This is a genomic window from Streptomyces sp. NPDC058464 (assembly GCF_042721035.1).
GTDB lineage: Bacteria > Actinomycetota > Actinomycetes > Streptomycetales > Streptomycetaceae > Streptomyces.
In genome coordinates this window covers 284,679-306,945 of the sequence record NZ_JBHXMA010000003.1, presented here as the reverse complement: position 1 = coordinate 306,945, position 22,267 = coordinate 284,679, and the positions used below count along the sequence as shown (strand labels likewise).

Below are 22,267 nucleotides of genomic sequence, written 5' to 3'. Positions count from 1 at the left end.
ACGTGCGGGTCCTTTCGTCGATCAGAGGGAACTGGTCTGTTGCGGTCTCCAGTCGCCGAGGTAGGTCGCGGGGGTGTGCGACGCGGCCTCGGCGTCGGTGAGCTGGGGCCGGTTCCCGGGGACGGTGATCACCGAGCCCGGCCCGGAGTTGCGGAACTCGGCGAACCGCATGGACTGCCAGGGGTAGGCGTCCCGCATGTTCGTGTAGGGCGCGACGGGGTCGATCCCGGGGCCGATGAGGCTGTCCCGCACGACCAGCGAGGGCCAGGCGGTGGTCTCGTACGACGGCACCCAGGGCCGCGCCAGTTTGTACGCCCCGTCCTCCGCGCCGGAGGTGAACCGGCAGCGGACGGCGAGGAACCCGTGCGGGTTGACACGGGCGGTCGAGGGGGCGAACACCATGCCCTTGGGGGTGAAGGTCACGTCCCGTTGCAGGGTCCGGAAGTGGCAGTGCGCGTACACCGCGGTGGCCCGCCCGAAGACGAAGTCGACGTCGCCCTCGATGTAGCACCCGCGGAAGTACTGCCGGTCGAAGGAGCCGAGTGCGGTGGTGTCGGCGAACAGGGTGTCCTGGTGGGCGAGGAGCCGGACGTTCTCGACGTGGGTGCGGTCCCCGGTCAGGTAGGCCGCGACGGCCTGGGTGCCGGTGATGTCCGGGTGGTCGGCGCGCAGCCAGTCGTTGGCGAGGGTGAGGTCGCGCACCCGGAGCCCGGCGGCGGCCGAGGTGAAGGTGGCCGAGCCGGCCGTGCCGTAGGTCCCCGAACCGTCCGGTCGCTGTGTCCCGTTGGCGTTGTCGAAGACGACGACCGCCGCCCGGGGGTCGCGGCTCGCGCCCCGCAGCGTCAACTCCTCCTTGTCGGCGGGCACGTTGACGGTCTCGCGGTACGTTCCGGGATGCACGACGATCGTCCACCCCCGCCCCGGCACCGCGTCCACGGCCGCCTGGACGGAGTCACCGGGCCGGACGTGCAGGACCCGGCGGTCCCGGGTGAGGGCCGAGGCGGATCCCACGGCCACCGCGGCCGCTCCGGCGGCGAGAAGTGCGCGTCGGGTCGGCACGTCAGCACTCCTTCCACGGGGTCCAGTCGCCGAGAAACGTCTCCCGGGTCGCGGATCCGGCCTGTTCGGCGGTGAGCTGGGGCCGGTTCCCGGGGACGGTGATCGCCGCGCCGGGTCCGGAGTTGCGGTACTCGGCGAAGCGCTGGCTCTGCCAGGGGAAGGCGTCCGACATGTTGGTGTAGGGGGCGACGGCGTCGATGCCCGGGCCGAGCCAGGAGTCGCGCACGACGAGCGAGGGGCGGGCCGTGGTGTCGGAGCTGGGTACCCAGGGGCGGGCCAGTTTGTAGGCGGCGTCCGGGGCCGCGCTGCTGATCCGGCTCCGGCTCACCAGGTACCCGTACGGGTTGGCGTTCGCCGTGGACGGGGCGAGCACGAACCCGTAGGGGGCGGCCGCCAGGTCGGTTCGGTCCAGGGTGCGGAAGTGGCATCCCTCGTACACCGCCGTGGCCCGCCCGAAGACGAAGTCGACGTCGCCCTCGACGTAGCAGTGCGCGAAGTACTGCCGGGCGAAGACGCCGAGGGCCGTCGAGTCGGCGTACAGGGTGTCCTGGTGGCCGAGGAACCGGCAGTGGTGGAAGGCGCTGCGGTCGCCCTGCACCTTGAGGGCGACGGCCTGGGTGCCGGTGCTGTCGGGGTGGTCGGCGCGCAGCCAGTCGTTGGCGAAGGTGATCCAGCGGGCGGTGAAGCCGTCGGCCTGCACGGTGGTGGTGGCCGAGCCGGTGGTGCCGTGGGTCCCGCCGCCGGGCTTGGGGGTGCCGGCCGCGTTGTCGTACACGATGACGACGTCCCGCGGGTTCTCGGTGGCGCCGATCCAGGTGGCCTCGGTGCGGGTGGTGTCGACGGCGACCGTCTCCCGGTAGACGCCCGGGGCGAGGACCAGCGTCCAGCCGCTGCCGGTGGCGGCGGTCACGGCGGCCTGGACGGTGCTGAAGTCGCCGCGGCCGTGCGGGTCGACGTACAGGGTCCGCGGGGTGCGGCGGTGCTCCGGGGAGCCGTAGCGCCCGAAGGGGCGGGCGGTGGCGTGCGCGGGCAGGGCGGCCAGGGCGAGCGCGGCGCCCGCCGCGGCGCCCGCGAGCAGGACACCCCGTCTGGACAGGGGGAGGTGGCGCGAGGACATGCGGGTGCTCCTTGAAGAGGGAAGGGGGTGGCGGTACTCCTTGCCGTGGGGGGGTGGGGCCGGGGCGGACCGCGTCGCGCGCCCCGGCCGCGTCGAACGCGTGTCAGCGCAGGTGACCGGCGCCCGCACCGCAGTCGACGATGCGCGGCACGGCCTGTGCCGGATCGACCTTCGTCCGCAGGGTCGGGGTCCAGGTCGAGCCCGCGGTGAGGGTCTCCGCCGGGATCTGCGCGTTGTGGACGGCGATCAGGTCCGTCGGCTCACCGTTGACGTAGTTGTCGTCGGCGGTGAGCGTCGACTCGTTCCACTTCTTCAGGATCGAACCGGCCCTGACGGTGTCGGGCAGGGTGAACGCGTTGTGTTCCGCGACGAGTTGGGACTCGATCCCGATGCCGTAGCTGTAGCCGTAGCCGTCCTCGGCGACGAAGTGGTTGTTGTAGGAGTCGACCTGCCCGAACCGCACCCGCGGCGCCCGCTCCACCAGGTTGCTGAACAGGTTGTGGTGGAAGGTGACCTTGAGGTGCCCCCGGTCGACGGCCGCGGTGGACGCGCTGTCGCTGTTGCCGATGAGGATCGTCTTGTCGTGGTCCGCGAAGACGTTCCAGGAGGCGGTGACGTAGTCGGCGCCCTTGACTATGTCCAGTTCTCCGTCGTGCTGTTCGTAGATCCGCCCGAAGTAGTACGGCAGGGTGCTGTCCGGATGATCACCGTCGGTGAACGTGTTGTGGTCCATCCACACATGGGTGGACCCGTAGATGACCGCGCTGTCGTACTCGGAGTTCCAGTTGCCGTCGGCGGTGTCGGTCGGGTCCCACTGCGGGAAGCAGTCGAGGGGACTCTCGAAGCTGAGGTTGCGGACGATGACGTTGTCGACGGCCTTGATCTGCAGGCTGGCACCCTTGAAACCGGCGTCCTCGCCGATGCCGACGATGGTGGTGTCGGCCGGGACGTACGCCTTGATGTACGCGTCCTGAGCGGCCTGTGAGGCGCGGCGCAGCCCCTCCGGACTGTCGTCGGGCTCGCTGTCGAGGTTGGTGGAGTGCCCCCAGGCCTCGGGAGAGTACTTCGCGAGGTAGGCGTCGAAGTCGTAGCCGGGCACGGCGAACGAGTCACAGCTCGGCCCGTCCGCGTCGATCGTCCCCTCGACTCTGACGATCTTCGGCGCGCTGCCGCCGTCCGCGAGCGCGGCCTTGAACTCGTCCCAGGTGGTGACGGTGTAGACGTGCGCGGCGTCGGCGGCGGAGCCACCTGTGGTCCCGGTGGTGGCCGCGCCCCAGCCGTCGTTCGCGGCCAGCACCTGCCGGTCCGGCCCGACCCGGTGGGCTCCGGCGGCCTGGGCGGTTCCGGTCACGGCCAGCACGAGAGCCGTGCAGCCCACGACCGCCATCATGACGCGTCCATGACATCTCTGAATTCGCACTGTGCGGGTCTCCTCAGCTTGCGGGTGGCCAGGTGATCCAGGACGTGGGGATGTCCTTGTGCAGCCGGACGACGTCGTGCCGGGCCAGCACCCGGGTACGCAGCAGCTCCTGCGCCACGAGGCGGGCCACGGCGATGGCCCCCGGCGGGTTGAAGTGCGTGTTGTCCTGCTCGGTGTCCGTCCAGTTGAAGTACGTCTTGGTCGCCTCGACCCCGAGCGACTGCCACAGCGCGAGCGACAGCGCCTCGATGTCGAGCAGCGCGACGCCCTCCCGCGCGGCGAGCGCGCGCATCGCCGCCGGGTACTCCCCGTGCGTCGGCACGGCATTGCCGTCGGCGTCGAACCGCCGGCGCTCGACGGGCGTGGCGAGCACTGGCCGGGCACCGTGCGCACGGGCGCCTTCGATGTACAGCCGCAGGTAGTCCTGGTAGGTGGTCCAGGGCTCGGTGTACCGGGTGGGGTCGTCGCTCTTCTCGTCGTTGTGCGCGAACTGGACGACCAGCAGGTCGTGCGGCCGGATGGTGGCGAGGACGGCATCGAGCCGCCCCTCGTCGACGAAGCTCTTGGAACTACGGCCGTTGACCGCTTGGTTGGAGACGGGAATTTCCTTCCGGAGAAAGAAGGGGAGCGCCATTCCCCACCCGGTCTCGGGTGCCGCGTCGGCGTATTTCTGGGCGGCGGTGGAGTCGCCGGCGATGTAGAGCGTTCGCTTCCCGCCGGGAGAACGGCCGCCGAGAGGAACGGCGGCGAGGGCGGCCGCGGTGACCTGTCTACGGGTAAGTGACACAAGAGGCTGCCTTTCAGGTCTTTTAGGGGCGCGGGGAACTGTGCGACCAGCCACGACGAACCCGCAGCTCCCCACAACCGAAACCACCCGAGCGCTCAGTGATGGGCCTTCCAGTCGGCCTGCGCCTTGTCGAGCTGGTCGGCCAACGTGTCCAGGAACTCCTTCGCCGTCATCTTCCCGAGCAGCACCTTCTGGAAGTTCGGCTCGTTGTCGGCCTTGGAAATGGTGTTCCAGTCCGGCAGGTAGTAAGGAAGCTGCACGATCTTGGTCGACGCCCCGTTCAAGGCCTCGGCGGCCAGAGCCGTCGGCTCCGACGCCTGGACCCACGCATCCTGCGCGGCCTCGTTGTTCGCCGGCACCTGCCCCGCCGACTCGTTCCACTTGCTGTTGGCCTCGTGCGAGGCGGCGAACTCGACGAACTTCCAGGCGGCGGCCTTGTTCTTGCCGGACTTGAAAAGGGCGAGCCCGTCCACGGGGTTGGAGACCTGCACCCGGGTGCCGTCGTCCAGCGTCGGATTCGGGATCCCCTTGAACTTCCCGCTCAGCGCCTTCTCGTGGTCGGCATAGGAACCGAGGTTGTGGCTCAGCATCCCGATCGTGCCGGAATCCCACTGCGCGACCATCTTGGTGAAGTCGTTGTTGACGTCGGCGGACGGGGTGTCCTTCTTGTACAGCCCGACGTACTTCTCCAGGGCGGCGACGTTCTCCGGGTCGTTGACGGTGGTCTTGTCACCGTTCCAGAAGGAGGTGATCCCGCTCTGTCCGTACATGGCGTCCAGCGCCTGGGCGATGGATCCCTCGCCGCCCCGGATGGTGTACCCGAACCTGTTCTTCCCCTGGTCGGTGAGTTTCCCGGCGGCCTCGTAGAACTTCGTCCAGGTGGTCGGCGGATCCAGCTTCGCCGCGCTGAACAGGTCGGTCCGGTACCAGAGCGTGCCGTTGTTCGCGGAGGTCGGCACGGAGTACGTCTTTCCGTCCCCGCCCGCGGACTTCACGCTGTCCAGGAACTTCTCGTTGAGCTTGCCGTTCAGCGAGCTCTTCGCGAGCCGGCTGTCCAGCGGCTCCAGCGCGCCCTGCGCGGCGATCTCCGCGAGCATCGCGGTGCCGACCCCGCCGACGTCGGGCAGCCCGCCGCCCTGGATGGCGGTGTCGTACTTGGACTGGACACTGGCCGCGGGCACCCCGACGTACTTGACCTTGATGTCGGGGTTCTGCTTCTCGAAGTCGGCGATGATCTCCTTCCAGACGTCGGTGCGGACACCGCCGTTGTTGTCCCAGAAGGTGATCGTGCCCTTCCCGGAGCCCTCGCCGCCCTTGCCCCCCGCGCTGCCGCTGCCGTCGTCACCGCAGGCGGTGGCGGTCAGCGCGAGTACGGAACCCAGGGCGACGGCGACGGCCGCGCGCCTGCTTCTGCGGATGCTGCTCTTCATTGGTCGGCTCTCTTCTGTCTCTTCTACGGGTCGCTTCGTCGGGATCCAACGGAGAAAGGGAGCTGTGGAGTGGTGAGGAGACGGCGTCCGCGGCGGCAGGCCGTCCGTCAGCCGTGCACCTCGTTCGGGGGTGCCCAGGGGGCGCCGAGTTCGGAGTAGAGGGAGAGGGTGTCGGCGCTGGCCGTGACCAGTGCGTCGATGCCGGTCACCACCCTGCGCTCCGCCTCGGGCAGGTAGTGCCAGGCGTCGGCGGGCAGCGCGGCCGGGTCGCCGGCCAGCCGGATCGCCTCGACGACCTTCATGAAGGCGCCGGTCGCGTCCGGCTCCACCAGCAGGGCGGCGCCGGTGGTGAGATGGTCGGCGAGGTTCTCCAGCAGGTCCGTGCTGCCGTACTCGATCTCCTCCGGGCCGTGGCCCGCCCGCTGCACCAGCACCCGGTCCTGCTTGTACCAGTGGGTGATCCGGCCGCCGGTGCCGTGCACCAGGACGTACGGGTCGCCCGGCTCCTCGGCGCAGAGCGTGGCGGCGACCGTGACCGGGCCGCGCGGGGTGGTGACGCGGACGCAGGAGGTGTCGTCGGACTCGATGTCGTTGGCGCGCAGCAGCTCGGTCTCGATGCCGGTGACGTCCTCGGCGCGGTCGGTGCCGAGCAGGGCGAGGCCGGTGGCGACGGCGTGCGCGAGGGGGTTGGTGAGGACCCCGTCGACGACGTCGACGCCGTTCAGCCGCCGCTTGCCGGCCCAGGGCGCGCGCCGGTAGTAGGACTCCGGGCGGGCCCAGGCCCCCGCGCCGCCCACGCCCACCACCTCGCCGATGGCACCCTCCGCGATCAGCCGCCGGATCGCGGGCACGGCGTGCGAGCCCAGTGACTGGAAGCCGATCTGGCAGGCCACGCCGGCTTTGGCGACCCCGTCGGCCATCCGCCGGAACTCGGCGTACGACGGCGCCGGCGGCTTCTCCAGGAGCACGTGCACGCCCCGCTCGGCGGCCGTCAGGGCCAGGTCGGTGTGGGTGGGGATCGGCGTGCAGATCACGGCGATCCGCGCGCCGGTGGCATCGAGCAGGGCGCCGAAGTCGGCTGACTGGGCGGGCTGCCCGAGCCCCTCCGGCAGCTCGTCCGCGCCCAGCGGGGTCAGCTCGCAGATCCCGGCGAGCCGTACGACGCCCTGCTCCTGGAGCCGGCGGATGTTCTCCAGGTGCCAGCGGCCGTGGCCGCGCGCACCCGCCAGGACGAGGTCGATGGTCATGGGGTCCTCCCTGCGTCGTCGATCTTTGCGTGCAGGGTAAGCGTTTTCCCCGGGCCGCCCGTGACGTGTCTCATCCCTTCACCGCCCCCGCGCCGAAGCCGGTGATCAGCCACTTCTGGATGAAGGCGAAGACGATCACGACGGGTACGGCGGCGATGATCCCGCCCGCGGCCAGCGCGCCCAGGTCCACGCTGTCGGAGCTCATCAGGGTGTTGAGGCCGACGGGGATGGTCTGCTTGCTCTGGTCGGAGAGGAACATCAGGGCGAACAGGAAGTGGTTCCAGGCGTGCACGAAGGCGAAGGAGCCGACCGCGATCAGCCCGGGCCGCAGCAGCGGCAGGACGACGATCCGGAAGGCGGTGAGCCGGTTGCAGCCGTCGACCCAGGCGGCCTCCTCCAGGGAGTACGGCACGTTCCGGATGAAGCCGCTGATCAGGATCATCGACAGCGGGAGCTGGAAGACCGTCTCGGCGACGATCACACTGCCCAGAGAGTTGATCATCTGGAGCCTGGCGAAGATCTGGAAGAGCGGCACGAGGAGCAGCGCGCCCGGCACGAACTGGGAGCAGAGCAGGGCGAGCATGAAGCCGCGCTTGAGCCGGAAGTCGAACCGGGCCAGGGCGTAGCCGCCGGCCAGCGCGACGACCGTGGTCAGCACCAGGGTCGAGACGCCGACGTAGACGCTGTTGGTGAAGTAGGTGCCGAAGCTGCGCTCGGTCCACACCTTGCGGAAGTGGTCGAAGGTGGCCGGCCAGGGGACGAGGGAGGTGGAGCCGGCCGGGCGGAGGGCGAAGAGCAGGATCCAGTAGAAGGGGATCAGGGTGAAGAGGAGGTAGATGCCGAGGGGGAGGTAGATCTGCCAGCGGGGGGCCTCGTCCCAGGCGCGGCGCCTCCTCCCCGGCCGGGCGGGCTCGGACACGGCGGGCTCGGACACGGGGGCGATCTCGGTGATCACTTGGCCTCGCCCCCGAACTTGCTCAGCCGCAGGTAGGCGATGGAGCAGAAGAGCAGGATCACGAAGGCCACCGTGGTCAGTGCGGACGCGTAGCCGAAGTTGTGGGCGTCGACGCTGGTGTTGGCGATGTAGAGGGGAAGGGTCGTCGTCTCCCCGGCCGGGCCGCCTCCGGTCAGGGTGTAGAGCAGGTCGACGTTGTTGAACTCCCACACCGCGCGCAGCAGCGTGGAGAGGACGATGGCGTCCTTGAGGTGCGGCAGGGTGATGTGCCAGAACTGCTTGAGGCGGCTCGCCCCGTCGACTTCCGCCGCCTCGTACAGGTCCTTGGACACGGACTGGAGGTCGGCGAGGATGAGGATCGCGAAGAACGGCACGCCCCGCCAGAGGTCGGCGACGACGGCCGCCGGGAAGACGGTCGAGGTGTCCGACAGCCAGCTGGTGCCGTACGACCCGATTCCCGCGTCCGCGAGGTAACGCGTGATGCCCGTCTGGGAGTTGTAGAGCAGCACCCAGATCGCGGAGGTCAGCACCCCGGAGACCGCCCACGGCGAGAAGACCAGTGCCCGTCCCAACGCCCGCCCCGCGAAGGTCTGGTTGACGATCAGCGCGAGCGCGAGCCCGAACAGCAGCTGCAACCCGACCTCCGCCACGACCCACTTGGCGCTGAAGGTCAGCGTGTCCCAGAACTGCGGGTCGTGCGCGAAGGCCTGCGTGAAGTTGCCGAAGCCCGCGAAGCCGTTCCGCCAGGGCTTGGTCGGGTTGTAGTTCTGCAGGCTGTAGTAGAAGACGCTGAGCACCGGGTAGGCGATGAAGCCCAGCATCAGCAGGGCCGCCGGGGCGATCAGCAGGTACGGCAGCCTGCGCGGCGTCGCCAAGGCACGGCGCGGCCGGGGTGGCGCGGGCGGTTTCGCCACGGCTGCGGCTTGGGCCATGACCTGTTCTCCGTTCGCAGTGAGCCAGTTACAGCGGGTGCAGGAAGCGCTTGCTCGACGGGCGTGGTTGAAGCGCTTCGACGATCGTCGAAGGAAGCCGGGCGGTCAGCCCGCGTACGGGTCCGGGACTTCTCCCGGCCGGGCCAGGAACTCGAAGTCGCAGCCGGTGTCGGCCTGGGTGATCTGCGCGTCGTAGAGCGCGCCGTATCCGCGCTCGTACCGGGCGGGCGGCGGCGTCCACTCCGCCCGGCGCCGCGCCAGCTCCTCGTCGTCCACGTCGAGCCGGAGGGTGCGCGCCTGGACGTCGAGGGTGACGGAGTCCCCGGTGCGGACGAGTGCGAGGGGTCCGCCGACGTACGACTCGGGCGCGACGTGCAGCACGCAGGCGCCGTAACTCGTGCCGCTCATCCGGGCGTCGGAGATCCGCACCATGTCCCGCACGCCCTGTTTGAGGAGGTGGTCGGGGATGGGCAGCATGCCGTACTCGGGCATGCCGGGGCCGCCCCTGGGCCCGGCGTTGCGCAGGACGAGCACGCTGTCGGCGGTGATCCCGAGGGACGGGTCGTCGATGGTGCGCTGCATGGTCCGGTAGTCGTCGAAGACGACGGCGGGACCGGTGTGCTTGAGCAGGCGGGGCTCGGCGGCGATGTGCTTGATGACCGCGCCGTCCGGGCAGAGGTTGCCGCGCAGCACGGCGACCCCGCCTTCGCTCGCGACCGGGTTGTCACGGGGCCGGATGACGTCGTCGTCGTGCACCCGGGCGCCGGCGAGCTGCTCGCGGTAGGTGTCGTACGACACCGTCGGCCGGTCGAGGTGGAGCAGGTCGGGGATGCGGGAGAGGAAGCCGGGCAGGCCGCCCGCGAAGTGGAAGTCCTCCATGAGGTATCTCCGGCCGCCGGGGCGGACGTTGGCGAGGACGGGCACGGTGCGGGCGATGCGGTCGAAGTCGTCGAGGGTGAGCCGCACCCCCGCGCGGCCGGCCATGGCGATGAGGTGGATGACGGCGTTGGTGGAGCCGCCGAGCCCGAGGACGGTGGTGACGGCGTCCTCGAAGGCCTCGGGGGTGAGGAGCCGGGAGAGCCGCAGGTCCCGGTGGACGAGTTCGACGACGCGCATCCCGGACCTGGCGGCCATCCGGTCGTGCCCGGAGTCGACGGCCGGGATGCTGGACGCGCCCGGGACGGTCACGCCGAGCGCCTCGGCGGCGGCGGTGAGGGTGGAGGCGGTCCCCATGGTCATGCAGTGACCGGGCGAGCGGGCGAGCCCGCTCTCCAGCTCCGCCAGCTCGCAGTCGCCGATGAGACCGGCGCGCCTGTCGTCCCAGTACTTCCACATGTCGGTGCCGGAGCCCAGCACCTCGCCCCGCCAGTGACCGGGGAGCATGGGCCCCGCGGGCACGAAGACGGTGGGCAGGTCGACGGAGGCCGCACCCATGAGGAGGGCCGGGGTGGACTTGTCGCAGCCGCCCATCAGCACGGCCCCGTCGACCGGGTACGACCGCAGGAGTTCCTCCGTCTCCATGGAGAGGAGGTTGCGGTAGAGCATGGGGGTCGGCTTCTGGAAGGTCTCCGAGAGGGTGGAGACCGGGAACTCCAGCGGGAATCCGCCCGCCTGCCAGACGCCCCGCTTCACCGCCTGCGCCCGGTCGCGGAGGTGTACATGACAGGGGTTGATGTCGGACCAGGTGTTGAGGACCGCGATGACCGGCTTGCCGAGGTGCTCCTCGGGGAGGTAGCCGAGCTGGCGGGTGCGGGCGCGGTGGCTGAAGGAGCGGAGCCCGTCGGTGCCGTACCACTGGTGGCTGCGCAGTTCCTCGGGCTTCCTGCGGGGCGGGGTCGTGTCGGGTGCGTTCATATCGACCATCCGGCGGCTATGGCGGCGACCTCGGCGCGCTCTTCCTCGGGCAGCTGCCTGCTGGGCGGGCGGACGTCGCGGCGGCAGAGGCCGAGGGAGGCGAGCGCCTCCTTGACGACGGTGACGTTGTCGGCGGAGCCGTTCGCGGCGCGGAGCTCCTCGAAGCGGCGGATCTGTTCCCAGACCTTCATGGCGGCCGGATAGTCACCCGATCGAAGCGCTTCGATCATGTGCAGCGAAACGGCCGGGGAGACGTTCACGAGGCCGGAGGTGAAGCCGGTGGCGCCGGCCGAGAAGTAGGAGGGTGCGTAGGGTTCGGCGAGCCCCGCGACCCAGACGAAGCGGTCGAGCCCCGCGTCCCGGGCGAAGGCGGCGAACTTGGCGGCGTCCGGGACTGCGTACTTGACGCCGATCACATTGGGGCAGGCGTCGGCGAGTTCGGCGAGGCGGGCGCCGGGGAGCTGGGCGTTGCGGATGTACGGGACGACGCCGAGGTCGGGGACGGACGCGGCGACGGCCCGGTGGTAGTCGACCCAGCCGGCCTGCGAGACGTACGGGTGGACGGGCTGATGGACCATCACCATGTGTGCGCCGTGCTCGCGGGCGTGCCGGGCGGAGGCGACGGCGGTGGGGAGGTCGTGCCCGACACCGACGAGAACGACGGCCGCGCCCCGGACCTCGTCGAGGGTCGACTCGGTGACGAGCCGCCGCTCCTCGGGGGCGAGGGCGTAGAACTCGCCGGTGTTGCCGTTGGGGGTCAGGGTGCGGACGCCGCCGTCGAGGAGCCGGCGCAGCAGGGCCCGGTGGGCGTCCTGGTCGACGCTGCCGTCCGCGGCGAAGGGGGTCACCGGGATGGCCACCACGTCGGCCAGGGCCGCCCGTTGGGTCTCGAACGCCACGCTGCTCATTCCTGGCCTTCCTGGTCGGCCGCCCGGGGGAAGGCCCGGTCGACGAAGGACGCGATGTGGGCGTGCAGGGTGCGGGCGGCACCGTCGGCGTCGCCCGCGAGCGCCAGCCGCAGGATCTCGCGGTGCTCACCGGCCTCCTGCTCCCAGGAGGGGGAGGCGGCCCAGGCGACGGCGGAGACGAGCGCGGCCTGGTCGCGGACCTCGTCGAGCATCCGGCCGAGGAGCGGGTTGCCGCACGGGAGGTAGAGGGCGCGGTGGAAGTCCCGGTTGGCGAGGGAGCGTTCGGCGGTGTCGCCGGCGGCGTCGGCGCGGGTGAGGGCGTCGCGCGCGGCGTCGAGGGAGGCGCCGAGCCGTACGGCCCGCCGGAGGGCCTCGGGTTCGAGGAGCAGCCGTACGTCGTAGACCTCGCGTGCCATGTCCGCGTCCACCATGCGCACCGTGACGCCCTTGTACTGGCTCATCACGACCAGCCCGGTCCCGGCGAGGGTCTTGAGCGCCTCCCGCACGGGGGTCTTGGACACCCCGAACTGCGCGGCGAGCTCGGTCTCCACCAGGGCCTGACCCGGCGTCAGCTGCCCGGTCAGGATGCGGTGTTTGATCGCGTCCAGCACGAACTGCGTACGGGACGGAATCGGCATGGGCACAGAGGTCATGCGCGCCTCTCGGGGTCACGTATCAGGTGCGGGACCTGATCTGACGTATCTGATCTCACGTATCGCGTCTCATATATGACGTATGAAGTGCGACGCGGATGAAGGTAGGAGGGCGGCTGTGTTTCGTCAATGCTTCTGACAGAGGTGGCCGGTGGGGTGGCTGACTACGTCCTCTGTGTGCCGGTGTGTACCGCCTCGACGACGAGGTCGGTGCCGGTCGAGCTCTCCACGACGATCGTGTGCTGCCCGTCTTCCGTGGTCGTCTGCCCGTACCTCACCGGGCCTGTACACCCGATGGTCACGACGCTGCTGAAGCGGTCGAGAGGCAGCTCGTGCTCCAGGACGAGACGCAGCAGCATGGTCCGGGACTCCCACACGGACGCGACAGCCCAAAGGAGCTGCAGGTCCGTGATCCCGTCCTGTCCTCGGTCCCGCAGCTTGACGAAGTCCAGCGCCGCCTGCGCCTCCCGCCAGGCAGCCGGCTCGTGGTTCAGCAGCCACCTGATCGTGGCGGAGTCGGTCGTCGCGACGAACCAGGGGTCCTGGAGGAGGTCCCGGACGGCGCCGGCGTCCGCGGCGTGGGCCGGCAGACGGGTACGCAGATAGGGGTCGACGGGGCGGTCGCTCTGCTCGCGGTATCGCTCCTTGAGTTCCTCCCTCAGCGCGGCGGCGATGTCCTCGCGGGCGCGTGCCGGTGCCGTGGCGCGGAGTTCCTCGGCGAATGTCTCGTGATACAGCCGGTAGACGGTCCGGCCTGCGGAGTCGAGGGTCTCCACCAGGAAGGGGCCGGCCACGTCCAGCAGCCGTCGGACATCCCTGCTGCGGAGCGGTTCGCCGTTGTTGAAGACCTTCGCCATCACCCGTGGCCACAGCCGTCCGCCCCACGGAAGTCCCGCTCCGTGGGAGAAGGCCAGGCCGCTGAGAAGAGCCGCCATGGTGGTGAACTCACGGTCGTCGGAGCACCGCGCTCGCAGCGCCTCGCGGAACACCTGCCCGATCGTCGGCGGGTCGGCGCTCGGCGTACGGTCCGCGGTCTCCGGGCGGTACTGCGCCAGCAGCCGGATCAGGAGACGGTTGCCGCGGGCGCCGGCCACGATCGCCGCCGCCTGCCGGGAGGCCTCGTCGGCGGAGCGGACCGCTTCGCCTCCGGGACCGTCCGGATGGAGCAGCAGCCGGGTGGCGCAGGCGTGCAGGTCGGCTTCGCTGTCCCAGCGGGGGTCGTCCAGGTCGAGGCGGTCGCCGGGGCCCAGATCGGTGAGGAGCGCGGAGGGCACTGCCGTGATCACGCGCAGCGTGGGCAGTTCGGCCAGGTCCTTCAAGAGCTCGACGATTTCCCCGGGACCCGGTGAGCCCGCCGTCTCGGGTGCCTCGCCCACGGCGTCGACCAGCAGGATGAACGGGCGAAGGCGGGTCTTGAGTGCGTCATAGTGCGATTCGGGAGCGACACCCTCGGCTGTGGCGACCTCTCTGACGATGTCGGCCCTTGATTTGTCACGCGCGTCGACGAGAACGACCGTCACCGGGGGCAGCGGGCCCGGCCCTCCGGTCTCCGCCTCCAGCAACCGCCGGAATTCCGTCAGCAGCGCCGTCTTCCCCGTTCCCGGTGCTCCGGTCACCGCGAGCGGGCGGCTTGTGTCCTCGGTGTCGAAAACCCAGGCCCTGAGGTGTTGGAGAGCCGCATTCCGACCGGTGAAGCAGCTCGCCGCCGCTGCCCGCTTCTCCTTCGGGGGCAACGCGCTGCGGGACCAGTTCCTCAGTTCCGCGACGCTGACGGATTCCGGCGGAGCGTCCGGGTCGTAGCGCGGGTTGGGGAGGAACGGCGGATCGTCACGATCGGTCAGCAGCGTGGCGAGGGTGGCGTCCTGTTGGTCGTGGCCCTGCTCCTTGAGTTTCTCACTGACGACTTCGACGACCGTCTCCAGCAGCAGTTTCCTGGAGCGTATTCCACCGCACTCGCCACTCTCGATCGCGCTTTCCAGTGCGGTGCGGAAGGCGGAATCGGCGGCCCTCTGGTATTTGCGCGCGGCGGAGATGATCGAAAAGGAGACCAGCCTGCCGTTGAACGCCTCGTTCTGCCTGCCCATGTTGAGGGCGACCTGGTGGGCGACTTCGCGTATGGCGTCGGCCGCGCCACGGGCCGCGTAACAGGTGTCGACGACGAGCAGCAGCCGCCGCACGTTGCGCTCGGTGAAAATCCGCACCAGGTCCTCGGTGGGCAGAGCCGTCGAGGTGGGCTTCCCGCGCCGGCTGTCCGGGCACATCAGGTAGTGACGGTCGCCTATGTGCTCCCCGTGACCGGCGTAGTAGACCACGACCGTGTCCGCCTCGGTGAACGGCTCGTCGCCGGGAGAGACCAGGTGCGTGCGCACCTCTTCCGCGGCTCTGTCGAGGAACGGTTCCGACGGGCGGGGTTCGTAGGCGAACTCCCGCGTGAACAACTCGGTCATCCGGATGAGGTCCTCTTCCACGCCCGCGAGCGGAGCGAGTTGCCGGTCCGCGTGATAGTTCGCCGCGCCCAGCGCGTAGAAGAGCCGACGCACATCGTGTGTCATCGCCTCGGCCTCTCGTTTCAGGAGTCGGCAGCGATACGGTCCAGAACTGCCTGGATGATCCTCTGCTGCTGCTCCGGCGTCGCCCTTGTGAGTTTCATTTCAACGCCGTCCACGGAAATCTCCACCGCACGATCCGTACGCGTCATCCAGTTGAACAGGGAATGCAGCAGGTCCCGCAGCCGGCCGACTTCCTCCAGCCGCACCAAAAGTGCGCCCACCACCGCCAGGGTTCCTCGCGTCACAGGAGCACCAGGCTCCGCCTCCTCGAACAGGAGGTCGACATCACCCTTGCCGGAATGCGTGAGTTCCGATTTCAGATCATCGGCGAACTCACTCAGGTCACCGGATTCTTCGCCGGGTTGCTGCTCGATGAAGAGCTTCACGTCCACGGGAACCATCCCCCACAGCGCATCGGGTGCGGCAGAAGACGACGAGATCAGATGGATCGTAGCGTGAACTCCGCGCACTCGAAGGCGAGTTGACGGATTCGGACCATAACCGCGCGCGGTGGGCGGTATGACGCGGAAAGCAGGGAATGCAGTGAATGCAGTGCGGTCCCGGGAATGGGCGGGTGCCGACAAGCGGATGCCGCCGTGTCGCGAGCACCTCAGAAACCCCTCGACTCCCCCTCCCGCGCCACGCTGGTGGGCCGTTCCGACACGACTCCCGCCCGGGTGGCCGCCATCTCGCGGGTCAGGGCCGGCCCCACATGGGTGATGAGCAGCTCGCGCGCCCCCGCGTCCCGGGCGATCCGTCCCGCGTCCTCCGGGGTCAGGTGAACCCGTTCGTCTTCGCGATGCCTGTCGAGGTCGGCCTCGCACAGGAAGACGTCCGCCCGGACGGCCAGCTCGGCCAGGGCGGCGCACGGTCCGCTGTCTCCGGAGTACGCGAGCACGCTCCCCTGGCACTCGGCGCGCAGCCCGTAGGCCTCCGTGCCGTGAGCCACCGCCCGGGTGGCGAGCCGCAGGTTCCAGTGCTGGACGGCGTGGCCGTCGTACAGCGGCCGGAAGTCGAACACCCCGCTCAGAAAGTTCAGATCCGGCCGGCCGAAGAAGCCCGCCAGCCGCTGCGCGCACGCCTGTGGCGCGTAGACCGGGATCGGTGCGGCCGGTGTCAGTCCGCCGAAGGCGTAGGCGTACGCGGCGGCCAGCAGATCCGCACTGTGGTCCGCGTGCAGATGCGAGATCCAGATCGCCGTGAGCCGCGCCGGGTCCGTGTGCCGCTGCAGTTCCGCGAACGTCCCCGTCCCCGCGTCCACCCACACCTCGGCGCCCCCGCCGCGCACCAGGTAACCGGAGCACGGGCGGCCGGGCCGCGGGTGGGGAGCGGCGGTACCGAGGACGGTGAGGCTCAAGGGCATGGCGAGGAGAGTACGGATCCGGGTCCCCGCCCGCTCACGGATCGCGCCCTTTCGCAGCTCGGCTCGCTTGTGGGTTGATCCTTCGCGGCCGGTCCGCTATGGCTTCCAGCCCGGGTCCCGGCCGCTCAGGCCCACCGCGCGGTCCAGCAGCGGCGCACCCTCCGGCACCGGCACGAGGGGGCCGAACGGGCCGCGGTCGCCGGCCGCCGCCATCCGCAGGAAGCCGTACGCCGCCTCCAGCGCCGCCGGGTCCGGGACGTACTCCTGGCCGGTGGCCCGGGCCAGGTCCCAGCCGTGGACGACCAGTTCGTCGGCGGCCACCGCGCCCGCCACCCCGCCGGGCAGGTCGACCCCGCCGGCACGCGTCATGCCGTCCCACGCGGACGGGTCCCGCCAGGCCTGTGCCAGTGCGTCGAGCGCCTTGGGCAGTTCCTGCCGCCACTGCGGCCCGAGCACCGGCAGCGACGCGTCGGGGCGGTGGTCGGTGGTGGTCCCCAGCTTCTTGTGGGCGGCGTCCCGGAAGGCCACGGACAGGCCCGCCACATGGCCCAGGAGGTGGCGGACCGCGTAGTCCTGACACGGCGTCGACTCCGCCAACTGCCCGTCCGCCACCCGCTCCGCGAGCTCCGCGACGATCCTCGCCTGCGGGCCGAGGTCGATCATGGTCGTACCAGTCATCGTGCTGCCTCCCGGTGCACCGGCTCGGTCGCCGTCTGCTTCAGGGGGTGGACCGGACCGCCTTGCGAAACTCATCGATCCGCCATACCGACACCCCGCCCAGGAAGCACCACAGCGCGATCACCGGATCGCAGATCGCGCACCCGAACGACGAGTCGAGGAGGGACGGGATCAGCGGCGAGCCCTTGATGTCATGGACGATGTCCCACGCCGTGTGCATGAGCCAGCCGACGCCGATGAAGGTCCAGGAGTCCAGGCCCCGGTAGGCGACCCAGGTGGCCAGTGCGGTGAACGCGAACTCCCAGCCGCCCAGGCCGCCGCCGCTCAGGTACGCGGCGCCCGCGCCGGCCACCATCACCGCGTTGAGGCGGCGCCGGTGCGGTTCGCGGAGGAGGGACATGAGGAGGACGTAGGCGAGACCGATGAGGATCGGTGCGAGGTAGCGCATGAGGCCGACGCTAGAGTTGCGGCCGCACCTGCCCCATGGGCAGGACGGACAGGTTCCGACGGATTCCCGCCGGGCGGTCCGCACCGCGTCCTAAGGCACCTTCCCGATCCCCGCACCCCCGCCTTAGACCGACGATGACCAGGCATGACGACCAGTTCCTGGGCCGTGGCCCGCCTGCTCCGCGACCGCAACGCGGCCCTGTACCTCACCGGCGTCGTGGTCTCCGGCTTCGGTACCTCCGCGCTCTGGCTCGTGTGCGGCGTCTGGGTCAAGGACCTCACCGGTTCCGACGGCCTCGCCGCCCTGTGCACCGCCGCCCTCTGGGCCCCCGCCCTCCTCGGCCCCGCCCTCGGCACCCTCGCCGACCGTGTCCGCCGTAAACCCCTCCTGATCTGCGTCAACCTCGGTCTCGCCGGCCTGCTGCTGCCCCTGGTGGCCGTCGACTCCCCCGCCTCGGTCTGGCTGCTCTTCACCGTCCTCGTCCTCTACGGTGCCGCGGGCGTGGTCGAGGACGCGGCCGAATCCGCCCTCGTCGTCGCCGCCGTCGACCCCGCCCTCCTCGGCGACTTCAACGGGCTGCGGATGACCGCCCGCGAGGGCATGAAGCTGGTCGCCCCGCTGACCGGCGCCGCGCTGTACACGGCGTACGGCGGGCCGAGCGTGGTGCTGCTGGACGCCTGCACCTTCGTGCTGGCGGCAGGGCTGTGTGCGCTGCTCCGGGTGCGGGAGGAGCGGCCCGGACGGGCGCGCGGCGGCTGGCGGCGGCAGACCGCCGAGGGGGTCCGGCTGCTCTGGGGGCACCCCGCCCTGCGGCCGCTCGTCCGGGCCGGCGGCGCCACGATGTGCCTCGCCTCGCTCGGCAGCAGCCTGAACTACGCGGTCGTGGCCGCCCTCGGCCACTCCCCCGCCTACACGGGGGTGATGTACGCCGTCCAGGGCGTCGGCTCGGTCGGTGTCGGGCTGGTGGCGGGGCCCGCGCTGCGGCGGCTCGGGGAGCGGGGGTTCGCGGCGTGCGGGATCGCGCTGACGGGGGTGGCGGTGGCCGGGCGGGTGGTGGAATGTGACATAGCACTGCTCGCGTGCAGCCTCGCCGGCGGCCTCGGCCTGCCCTGTGTCCTGATCGCCGCCTACACCGCCGTACAGCGCGAGATCCCGGCCGCCGCGCTGGGGCGGGCGACCGCGACGGCCGACACGCTGATGTTCACACCGAACGTGGTCGGGCTGGCCGTCGGGGCCGCCCTGGTCGAACTCGTCGACCACCGACTGCTGTTGCTGCTCTTCGGCGGCGCGCTGCTGGCGACCGCCGGGTCACTGGCTCAGCGCAACGCCTCCCGGACCGCCGCCAGGTCACCGTCGGACGCCAACCCGGCGTGATACAGCCGCAGTTCGGTCGCGCCCCGGTCACGGGCACGCTCCGCGTCGGCGGCGAGGGTCCCGGGGCTGCCGCCCATCCCGGTGACCACCGTGAGGTTGGCGGCCAGGACGGTGTCGTCCCGCGCGTGCTCGGCGAAGGGGGTCAGCAGGGCCGTTCCGCCCGTGCAGGGGACCACGACGCCGTCCGCGACGGACAGGATCCAGGCCGGGTCCACGCCCACGTTGGCTCCGCAGTGGTACGTCACCGGGTCGGCGTGCAGCAGCACCTGGAAGCCTTCGGGGGCCGCCGCTCGCACCGCGGCCACGGCCGTCTCCTGGAGCGTGCGGGCCTGTCCGTCGCGCCACGCACACGTGGCCGCCGCCACCGGCTCGCCGAGCAGCTTCTCCACCGTCGGCCAGCCGGCGTCGTCGGCGGCGCCCCGCCAGAGCGGCTCCAGGGCCTCCCGTACGGCGGCGGCCAGCTCGTCGGCGGCCAGGCCCTGTTCGCCGTACCCGGTGCGGCAGGTGGGGCAGAAGCAGAGCGCCATCAGGTACTGGCCGGCGTCCCCCAGGCCGACCCCGGCCGTCTTGTCGTGGGCGTGCAGGTGCTGGAGGCCGTACCAGCCGAGGGACTCCAGTTCGGTGCCGGCCGCGCCGGGGCGTACGGCGGCCTCGGCGGCGAGGTCGGCCAGGTACGCGCGCGTGGCGGGCCGGGCGATGCAGGGGGCCCAGGGGTAGCGGTCGCCGTAGGCGTTGACGACCGAGGTGTCCGGATGCTCGGCGCCCAGGCGGGAGTTGTGGGCGAGGATCACCCAGGTGTGCACGTCGAGGCCGGCGCCCCGCAGGGCTTCGGCCGCCGCGCCGTAGGCGTCGCCGGGGGCCCAGTCGCCGGCCGGGTAGGGGCGCAGCTCCCGGCCGGTCCAGCGGTCGTCGGTCGGGTAGTAGACGGCGGCGTGTTCGGCGGTGACGATGCGGTGGCGGGGGTGGCGGGGGGTCAGCGCGCGGGTGGAGTGGTAGGCGGAGGCCAGGGTGGCCTGGTGCACGCCGAGCGCGGCGATGCGGTCCGCGGCCTCGGGGTCCCCGGTCACGTCCCAGGGGTAGACGAACGCCGACGCCTTCAGCCGGCCTTCCGCGGACGCGCGCGGTCGTCCTCCTCCGGTCGAGCCCACGCGTCCTTCTCCGGTCGAGCCCACGCGTTCTCCTCCGGTCGTGTTCACGCGTCCTCCTCCGGTCGCGCTCACGCGTCCTCCTCCAGCAGCGCGTACCCGCGCTCGATCAGCTGGGCGAGCTGCTTCACGTGCTCCTCGGCCGGCTCGTGCAGCGGGGGGCGGACCTCGCCGACCTCCAGGCCGCGCAGCCGTACCCCGGCCTTGACGAGCGAGACGGCGTATCCCCGGCCCTGGGCGCGGAGTTCGACGAACGGGCGGTAGAAGCCGTCCAGCAGGCGCTCGGCCGTCGCCCGGTCCCCGTCGCGCAGGGCGGCGTGGAAGGCGAGGGCGATCTCGGGGACGAAGCAGAAGACGGCGGAGGAGTAGAGGTCGATGCCGATGGCCCGGTAGGCGAGCTGGGTCTGTTCGGCGGTCGGCAGGCCGTTGAAGTAGAGGAAGTCGCCGGGGACCTCGGTGCGGACGGCGCTGACGATGCGCTGCATGAGGTCCAGGTCGCCGAGGCCGTCCTTGAAGCCGATGATGCCCTCGGTGCGGGCGAGTTCGACGACGGTGGGCGGGGTGAACACGGCGTTGTCGCGCTGGTAGACGATCACGGGGAGGGAGGTGGCCGCGGCCACCTCCCGGTAGTGCCGCAGCAGGCCCTCCTGGCCGGCGACCACCAGGTAGGGCGGCATGGCGAGGAGGCCGTCGGCGCCCGCGGCCTCGGCGAGACGCGCGTAGCGTACGGCGAGCGCGGTGCCGTAGCCGGCGCCTGCCACCACCGGTACCCGCCCGTCGGCCGCCGCCACGGCCGCGCCGACGCAGGCCTCGAACTCCTCGGGCAGCAGCGCGTGGAACTCCCCCGTGCCGCAGCAGGCGAAGACGGCGGCGGCGCCGGCCTCGACGCCCCGGCGGACGTGCTCGCGGTAGGTGTCGAGGTCGAGGGAGCCGTCGGGCCCGTAGGCGGTGACCGGGAAGAAGAGCGGCCCGCGCGGGTCACGAAGCCGGGCGGCGAGAGGGGCTGGCGTCACGGGCGCTCCCTGTCGAGGCGGTCGACACCGTTCGCTGCAGAACAGACCGGGTAGATCTGACAGATCGGCATGTCGATGCATGTTTCTGATCGGCGTCTATATTCATGAACGTGACCACGTTACGAGGCCGCCTCCGGGCCGGTCAAGGCGACAAACGACCAACAGTCGAGCGGATCCCCGCACTCCACGGCACACTTGACTCGGCACGTCGCACCTCCCTAGCGTGTCCATGAATGTGAATGCCATACACGGACGCGACCGGCACTGATCCAAGGAGACCGTGGATGCCCACTCCCCGCACGCTACTGCTCACCGGTGCCGCCGGCGGACTCGGCACCCTGATGCGGTCCCTGCTCCCGGAGTACGGCTACGAGCTGCGCCTGTTCGACGTGCGTCCGATCGACGGCGAACCGGACGCGATCACCGCCGATCTCGGCGACACGGCGGCGCTGCGCGAGGCGGTCCGGGGCGTGGACGCGGTCCTCCACCTCGCGGGGATCTCCCTGGAGGCACCCTTCGGGAAGATCCTCCGCTCGAACATCGAGGGCACCTACAACCTGTACGAGGCCGCCCGCCAGGAGGGCGTCCCGCGCATCGTCTTCGCCTCCTCCAACCACGCCGTCGGCTTCACCCCGGCCCCGGGCGCGGGCGACCCCGTCATCGCGATCGACACCCCGCGCCGCCCGGACACCTTCTACGGCCTGTCCAAGGCGTTCGGCGAGGACCTCGCCCAGCTGTACTGGGACAAGCACGGCCTGGAGACGGTCTCCGTCCGCATCGGCTCCTGCTTCGCGGAGCCGGCCGACGTGCGGATGCTCTCGGTGTGGATGAGCCCCGCCGACGGCGCCCGCCTCTTCCACGCGGCCCTGACCGCCGAGGAGGTCGGCCACACCGTCGTCTACGGCTCCTCCGCCAACACCAGGCTGTGGTGGGACCTGGGCACCGCGCGGGCGCTCGGCTACGAGCCGCAGGACGACTCCGAGCAGTTCGCCGCCAAGCTGATCGCCGAGCACGGCGAACTGGACCCGGGGAACCCGGCCCACACCCACCTGGGCGGCCGGTTCGTGAACGACCCGCCGATCTGGCCGTACTGAAAACCACCCCTCACGACAGCGGACGGGCACCGAACGGGCCCGTCCGCTTCGCATTCGGGCACGGATCATGCCCGATCTCACGTGACCCACAGCAGCGCCCCAGGTCCGAGACGGGCACGCCCGAGCGCAATCGGGCGTACACGGGCAGCATCGGGTTGGCAACAGGCCTGGTCAGGGCCGTGCGCCGGAGGTACAACTTCCCCCATGGCCCGAACGGGCAGCTCCACAGGGAAGTGGGTGA

The 22,267-nt window shown here is 71.0% G+C and carries 20 protein-coding genes; 2 read left to right on the top strand and 18 right to left on the bottom strand.

Annotated features, from left to right (window positions below; genetic code table 11):
• Positions 1 to 21 precede the first annotated feature (21 nt).
• The 16 genes from ACFWPQ_RS06480 to ACFWPQ_RS06405 all read right to left on the bottom strand — a co-directional run bounded on the left by ACFWPQ_RS06480 (position 22) and on the right by ACFWPQ_RS06405 (position 17,400).
• Positions 22 to 1,059, bottom strand: coding sequence for a pectinesterase family protein (locus ACFWPQ_RS06480; RefSeq protein ID WP_384030542.1), 1,038 nt, complete (start codon positions 1,057 to 1,059; stop codon positions 22 to 24).
• A gap of 1 nt (position 1,060) precedes the next feature.
• Positions 1,061 to 2,176 (bottom strand): pectinesterase family protein, encoded by a 1,116-nt coding sequence (locus ACFWPQ_RS06475; RefSeq protein ID WP_384030540.1) that lies wholly within the window; start codon positions 2,174 to 2,176, stop codon positions 1,061 to 1,063.
• Positions 2,177 to 2,279: 103 nt separating this feature from the next.
• Positions 2,280 to 3,566, bottom strand: a complete 1,287-nt coding sequence (locus ACFWPQ_RS06470) for a polysaccharide lyase family 1 protein (RefSeq protein WP_384030538.1) — start codon at positions 3,564 to 3,566, stop codon at positions 2,280 to 2,282.
• Positions 3,567 to 3,609: 43 nt separating this feature from the next.
• Positions 3,610 to 4,383, bottom strand: a complete 774-nt coding sequence (locus ACFWPQ_RS06465) for a rhamnogalacturonan acetylesterase (RefSeq protein WP_384030536.1) — start codon at positions 4,381 to 4,383, stop codon at positions 3,610 to 3,612.
• A gap of 95 nt (positions 4,384 to 4,478) precedes the next feature.
• Positions 4,479 to 5,813, bottom strand: coding sequence for an ABC transporter substrate-binding protein (locus ACFWPQ_RS06460; protein WP_384030534.1), 1,335 nt, complete (start codon positions 5,811 to 5,813; stop codon positions 4,479 to 4,481).
• 107 nt (positions 5,814 to 5,920) lie between these two features.
• Positions 5,921 to 7,060: a Gfo/Idh/MocA family protein gene (locus tag ACFWPQ_RS06455; RefSeq protein ID WP_384030532.1), complete on the bottom strand. Its 1,140-nt coding sequence runs from the start codon at positions 7,058 to 7,060 to the stop codon at positions 5,921 to 5,923.
• A gap of 70 nt (positions 7,061 to 7,130) precedes the next feature.
• Positions 7,131 to 8,015, bottom strand: a complete 885-nt coding sequence (locus ACFWPQ_RS06450) for a carbohydrate ABC transporter permease (RefSeq protein WP_384030530.1) — start codon at positions 8,013 to 8,015, stop codon at positions 7,131 to 7,133.
• Positions 8,012 to 8,947, bottom strand: coding sequence for a carbohydrate ABC transporter permease (locus ACFWPQ_RS06445; RefSeq protein ID WP_384030528.1), 936 nt, complete (start codon positions 8,945 to 8,947; stop codon positions 8,012 to 8,014). Before ACFWPQ_RS06445 ends, ACFWPQ_RS06450 begins: the two co-directional genes overlap by 4 nt.
• 105 nt (positions 8,948 to 9,052) lie before the next feature.
• Positions 9,053 to 10,801: an L-arabinonate dehydratase gene (araD, locus tag ACFWPQ_RS06440; RefSeq protein WP_384030526.1), complete on the bottom strand. Its 1,749-nt coding sequence runs from the start codon at positions 10,799 to 10,801 to the stop codon at positions 9,053 to 9,055.
• A complete protein-coding gene (locus ACFWPQ_RS06435; RefSeq protein ID WP_384030524.1) occupies positions 10,798 to 11,709 on the bottom strand; it encodes a dihydrodipicolinate synthase family protein in 912 nt (303 codons plus the stop codon). The genes araD and ACFWPQ_RS06435 overlap by 4 nt, the downstream gene beginning before the upstream one ends.
• Positions 11,706 to 12,362, bottom strand: coding sequence for a GntR family transcriptional regulator (locus tag ACFWPQ_RS06430; protein ID WP_384030522.1), 657 nt, complete (start codon positions 12,360 to 12,362; stop codon positions 11,706 to 11,708). Before ACFWPQ_RS06430 ends, ACFWPQ_RS06435 begins: the two co-directional genes overlap by 4 nt.
• A 164-nt stretch (positions 12,363 to 12,526) precedes the next feature.
• Positions 12,527 to 14,914 (bottom strand): caspase family protein, encoded by a 2,388-nt coding sequence (locus tag ACFWPQ_RS06425; protein WP_384030520.1) that lies wholly within the window; start codon positions 14,912 to 14,914, stop codon positions 12,527 to 12,529.
• 17 nt (positions 14,915 to 14,931) lie between these two features.
• Positions 14,932 to 15,303: a hypothetical protein gene (locus ACFWPQ_RS06420; protein WP_384030518.1), complete on the bottom strand. Its 372-nt coding sequence runs from the start codon at positions 15,301 to 15,303 to the stop codon at positions 14,932 to 14,934.
• A 218-nt stretch (positions 15,304 to 15,521) separates the two neighbouring features.
• The gene (locus tag ACFWPQ_RS06415) at positions 15,522 to 16,274 is read right to left on the bottom strand and encodes an MBL fold metallo-hydrolase (protein ID WP_384030516.1); all 753 of its coding nucleotides are present in this window, start codon (positions 16,272 to 16,274) and stop codon (positions 15,522 to 15,524) included.
• A gap of 96 nt (positions 16,275 to 16,370) precedes the next feature.
• Complete coding sequence (locus ACFWPQ_RS06410; RefSeq protein ID WP_384030514.1) at positions 16,371 to 16,952, bottom strand: TIGR03086 family metal-binding protein; 582 nt, start codon at positions 16,950 to 16,952, stop codon at positions 16,371 to 16,373.
• Between the two features lie 40 nt (positions 16,953 to 16,992).
• The gene (locus tag ACFWPQ_RS06405; RefSeq protein ID WP_384030512.1) at positions 16,993 to 17,400 is read right to left on the bottom strand and encodes a DUF6010 family protein; all 408 of its coding nucleotides are present in this window, start codon (positions 17,398 to 17,400) and stop codon (positions 16,993 to 16,995) included.
• A gap of 144 nt (positions 17,401 to 17,544) precedes the next feature.
• Between ACFWPQ_RS06405 and ACFWPQ_RS06400 the strand changes: the two genes are divergently transcribed.
• A complete protein-coding gene (locus ACFWPQ_RS06400; protein ID WP_384030510.1) occupies positions 17,545 to 18,774 on the top strand; it encodes an MFS transporter in 1,230 nt (409 codons plus the stop codon).
• Here the strand turns inward: ACFWPQ_RS06400 and ACFWPQ_RS06395 are convergent.
• On the bottom strand, positions 18,717 to 19,874 hold the full coding sequence (locus ACFWPQ_RS06395) for a hypothetical protein (RefSeq protein WP_384030757.1): 1,158 nt from the start codon (positions 19,872 to 19,874) through the stop codon (positions 18,717 to 18,719). The two genes, ACFWPQ_RS06400 and ACFWPQ_RS06395, sit on opposite strands and share 58 nt — an antisense overlap.
• 116 nt (positions 19,875 to 19,990) lie before the next feature.
• Entirely contained in the window at positions 19,991 to 20,932 is a 942-nt protein-coding gene (locus ACFWPQ_RS06390; protein ID WP_384030508.1) for a 5-dehydro-4-deoxyglucarate dehydratase, read from the bottom strand.
• Positions 20,933 to 21,216: 284 nt separating this feature from the next.
• Here ACFWPQ_RS06390 and ACFWPQ_RS06385 point away from each other — a divergent pair, with 284 nt between their 5' ends.
• Positions 21,217 to 22,026 carry an NAD-dependent epimerase/dehydratase family protein gene (locus ACFWPQ_RS06385; protein WP_384030506.1) on the top strand — a complete coding sequence of 270 codons (810 nt, stop codon included), beginning with the start codon at positions 21,217 to 21,219 and terminating at the stop codon, positions 22,024 to 22,026.
• The last annotated feature ends 241 nt before the right edge of the window (positions 22,027 to 22,267 follow it).

Excerpts from the sequence above, each read along its gene's own strand:
- ACFWPQ_RS06475 (WP_384030540.1), bottom strand. The coding sequence starts at position 2,176 with ATGTCCTCGCGCCACCTCCCCCTGTCCAGACGGGGTGTCCTGCTCGCG.
- ACFWPQ_RS06470 (WP_384030538.1), bottom strand. The coding sequence starts at position 3,566 with ATGATGGCGGTCGTGGGCTGCACGGCTCTCGTGCTGGCCGTGACCGGA.
- ACFWPQ_RS06460 (WP_384030534.1), bottom strand. The coding sequence starts at position 5,813 with ATGAAGAGCAGCATCCGCAGAAGCAGGCGCGCGGCCGTCGCCGTCGCC.
- ACFWPQ_RS06455 (WP_384030532.1), bottom strand. The coding sequence starts at position 7,060 with ATGACCATCGACCTCGTCCTGGCGGGTGCGCGCGGCCACGGCCGCTGG.
- ACFWPQ_RS06445 (WP_384030528.1), bottom strand. The coding sequence starts at position 8,947 with ATGGCCCAAGCCGCAGCCGTGGCGAAACCGCCCGCGCCACCCCGGCCG.
- araD (WP_384030526.1), bottom strand. The coding sequence starts at position 10,801 with ATGAACGCACCCGACACGACCCCGCCCCGCAGGAAGCCCGAGGAACTG.
- ACFWPQ_RS06435 (WP_384030524.1), bottom strand. The coding sequence starts at position 11,709 with ATGAGCAGCGTGGCGTTCGAGACCCAACGGGCGGCCCTGGCCGACGTG.
- ACFWPQ_RS06430 (WP_384030522.1), bottom strand. The coding sequence starts at position 12,362 with ATGACCTCTGTGCCCATGCCGATTCCGTCCCGTACGCAGTTCGTGCTG.
- ACFWPQ_RS06425 (WP_384030520.1), bottom strand. The coding sequence starts at position 14,914 with ATGACACACGATGTGCGTCGGCTCTTCTACGCGCTGGGCGCGGCGAAC.
- ACFWPQ_RS06415 (WP_384030516.1), bottom strand. The coding sequence starts at position 16,274 with ATGCCCTTGAGCCTCACCGTCCTCGGTACCGCCGCTCCCCACCCGCGG.
- ACFWPQ_RS06410 (WP_384030514.1), bottom strand. The coding sequence starts at position 16,952 with ATGACTGGTACGACCATGATCGACCTCGGCCCGCAGGCGAGGATCGTC.
- ACFWPQ_RS06405 (WP_384030512.1), bottom strand. The coding sequence starts at position 17,400 with ATGCGCTACCTCGCACCGATCCTCATCGGTCTCGCCTACGTCCTCCTC.
- ACFWPQ_RS06400 (WP_384030510.1), top strand. The coding sequence starts at position 17,545 with ATGACGACCAGTTCCTGGGCCGTGGCCCGCCTGCTCCGCGACCGCAAC.
- ACFWPQ_RS06385 (WP_384030506.1), top strand. The coding sequence starts at position 21,217 with ATGCCCACTCCCCGCACGCTACTGCTCACCGGTGCCGCCGGCGGACTC.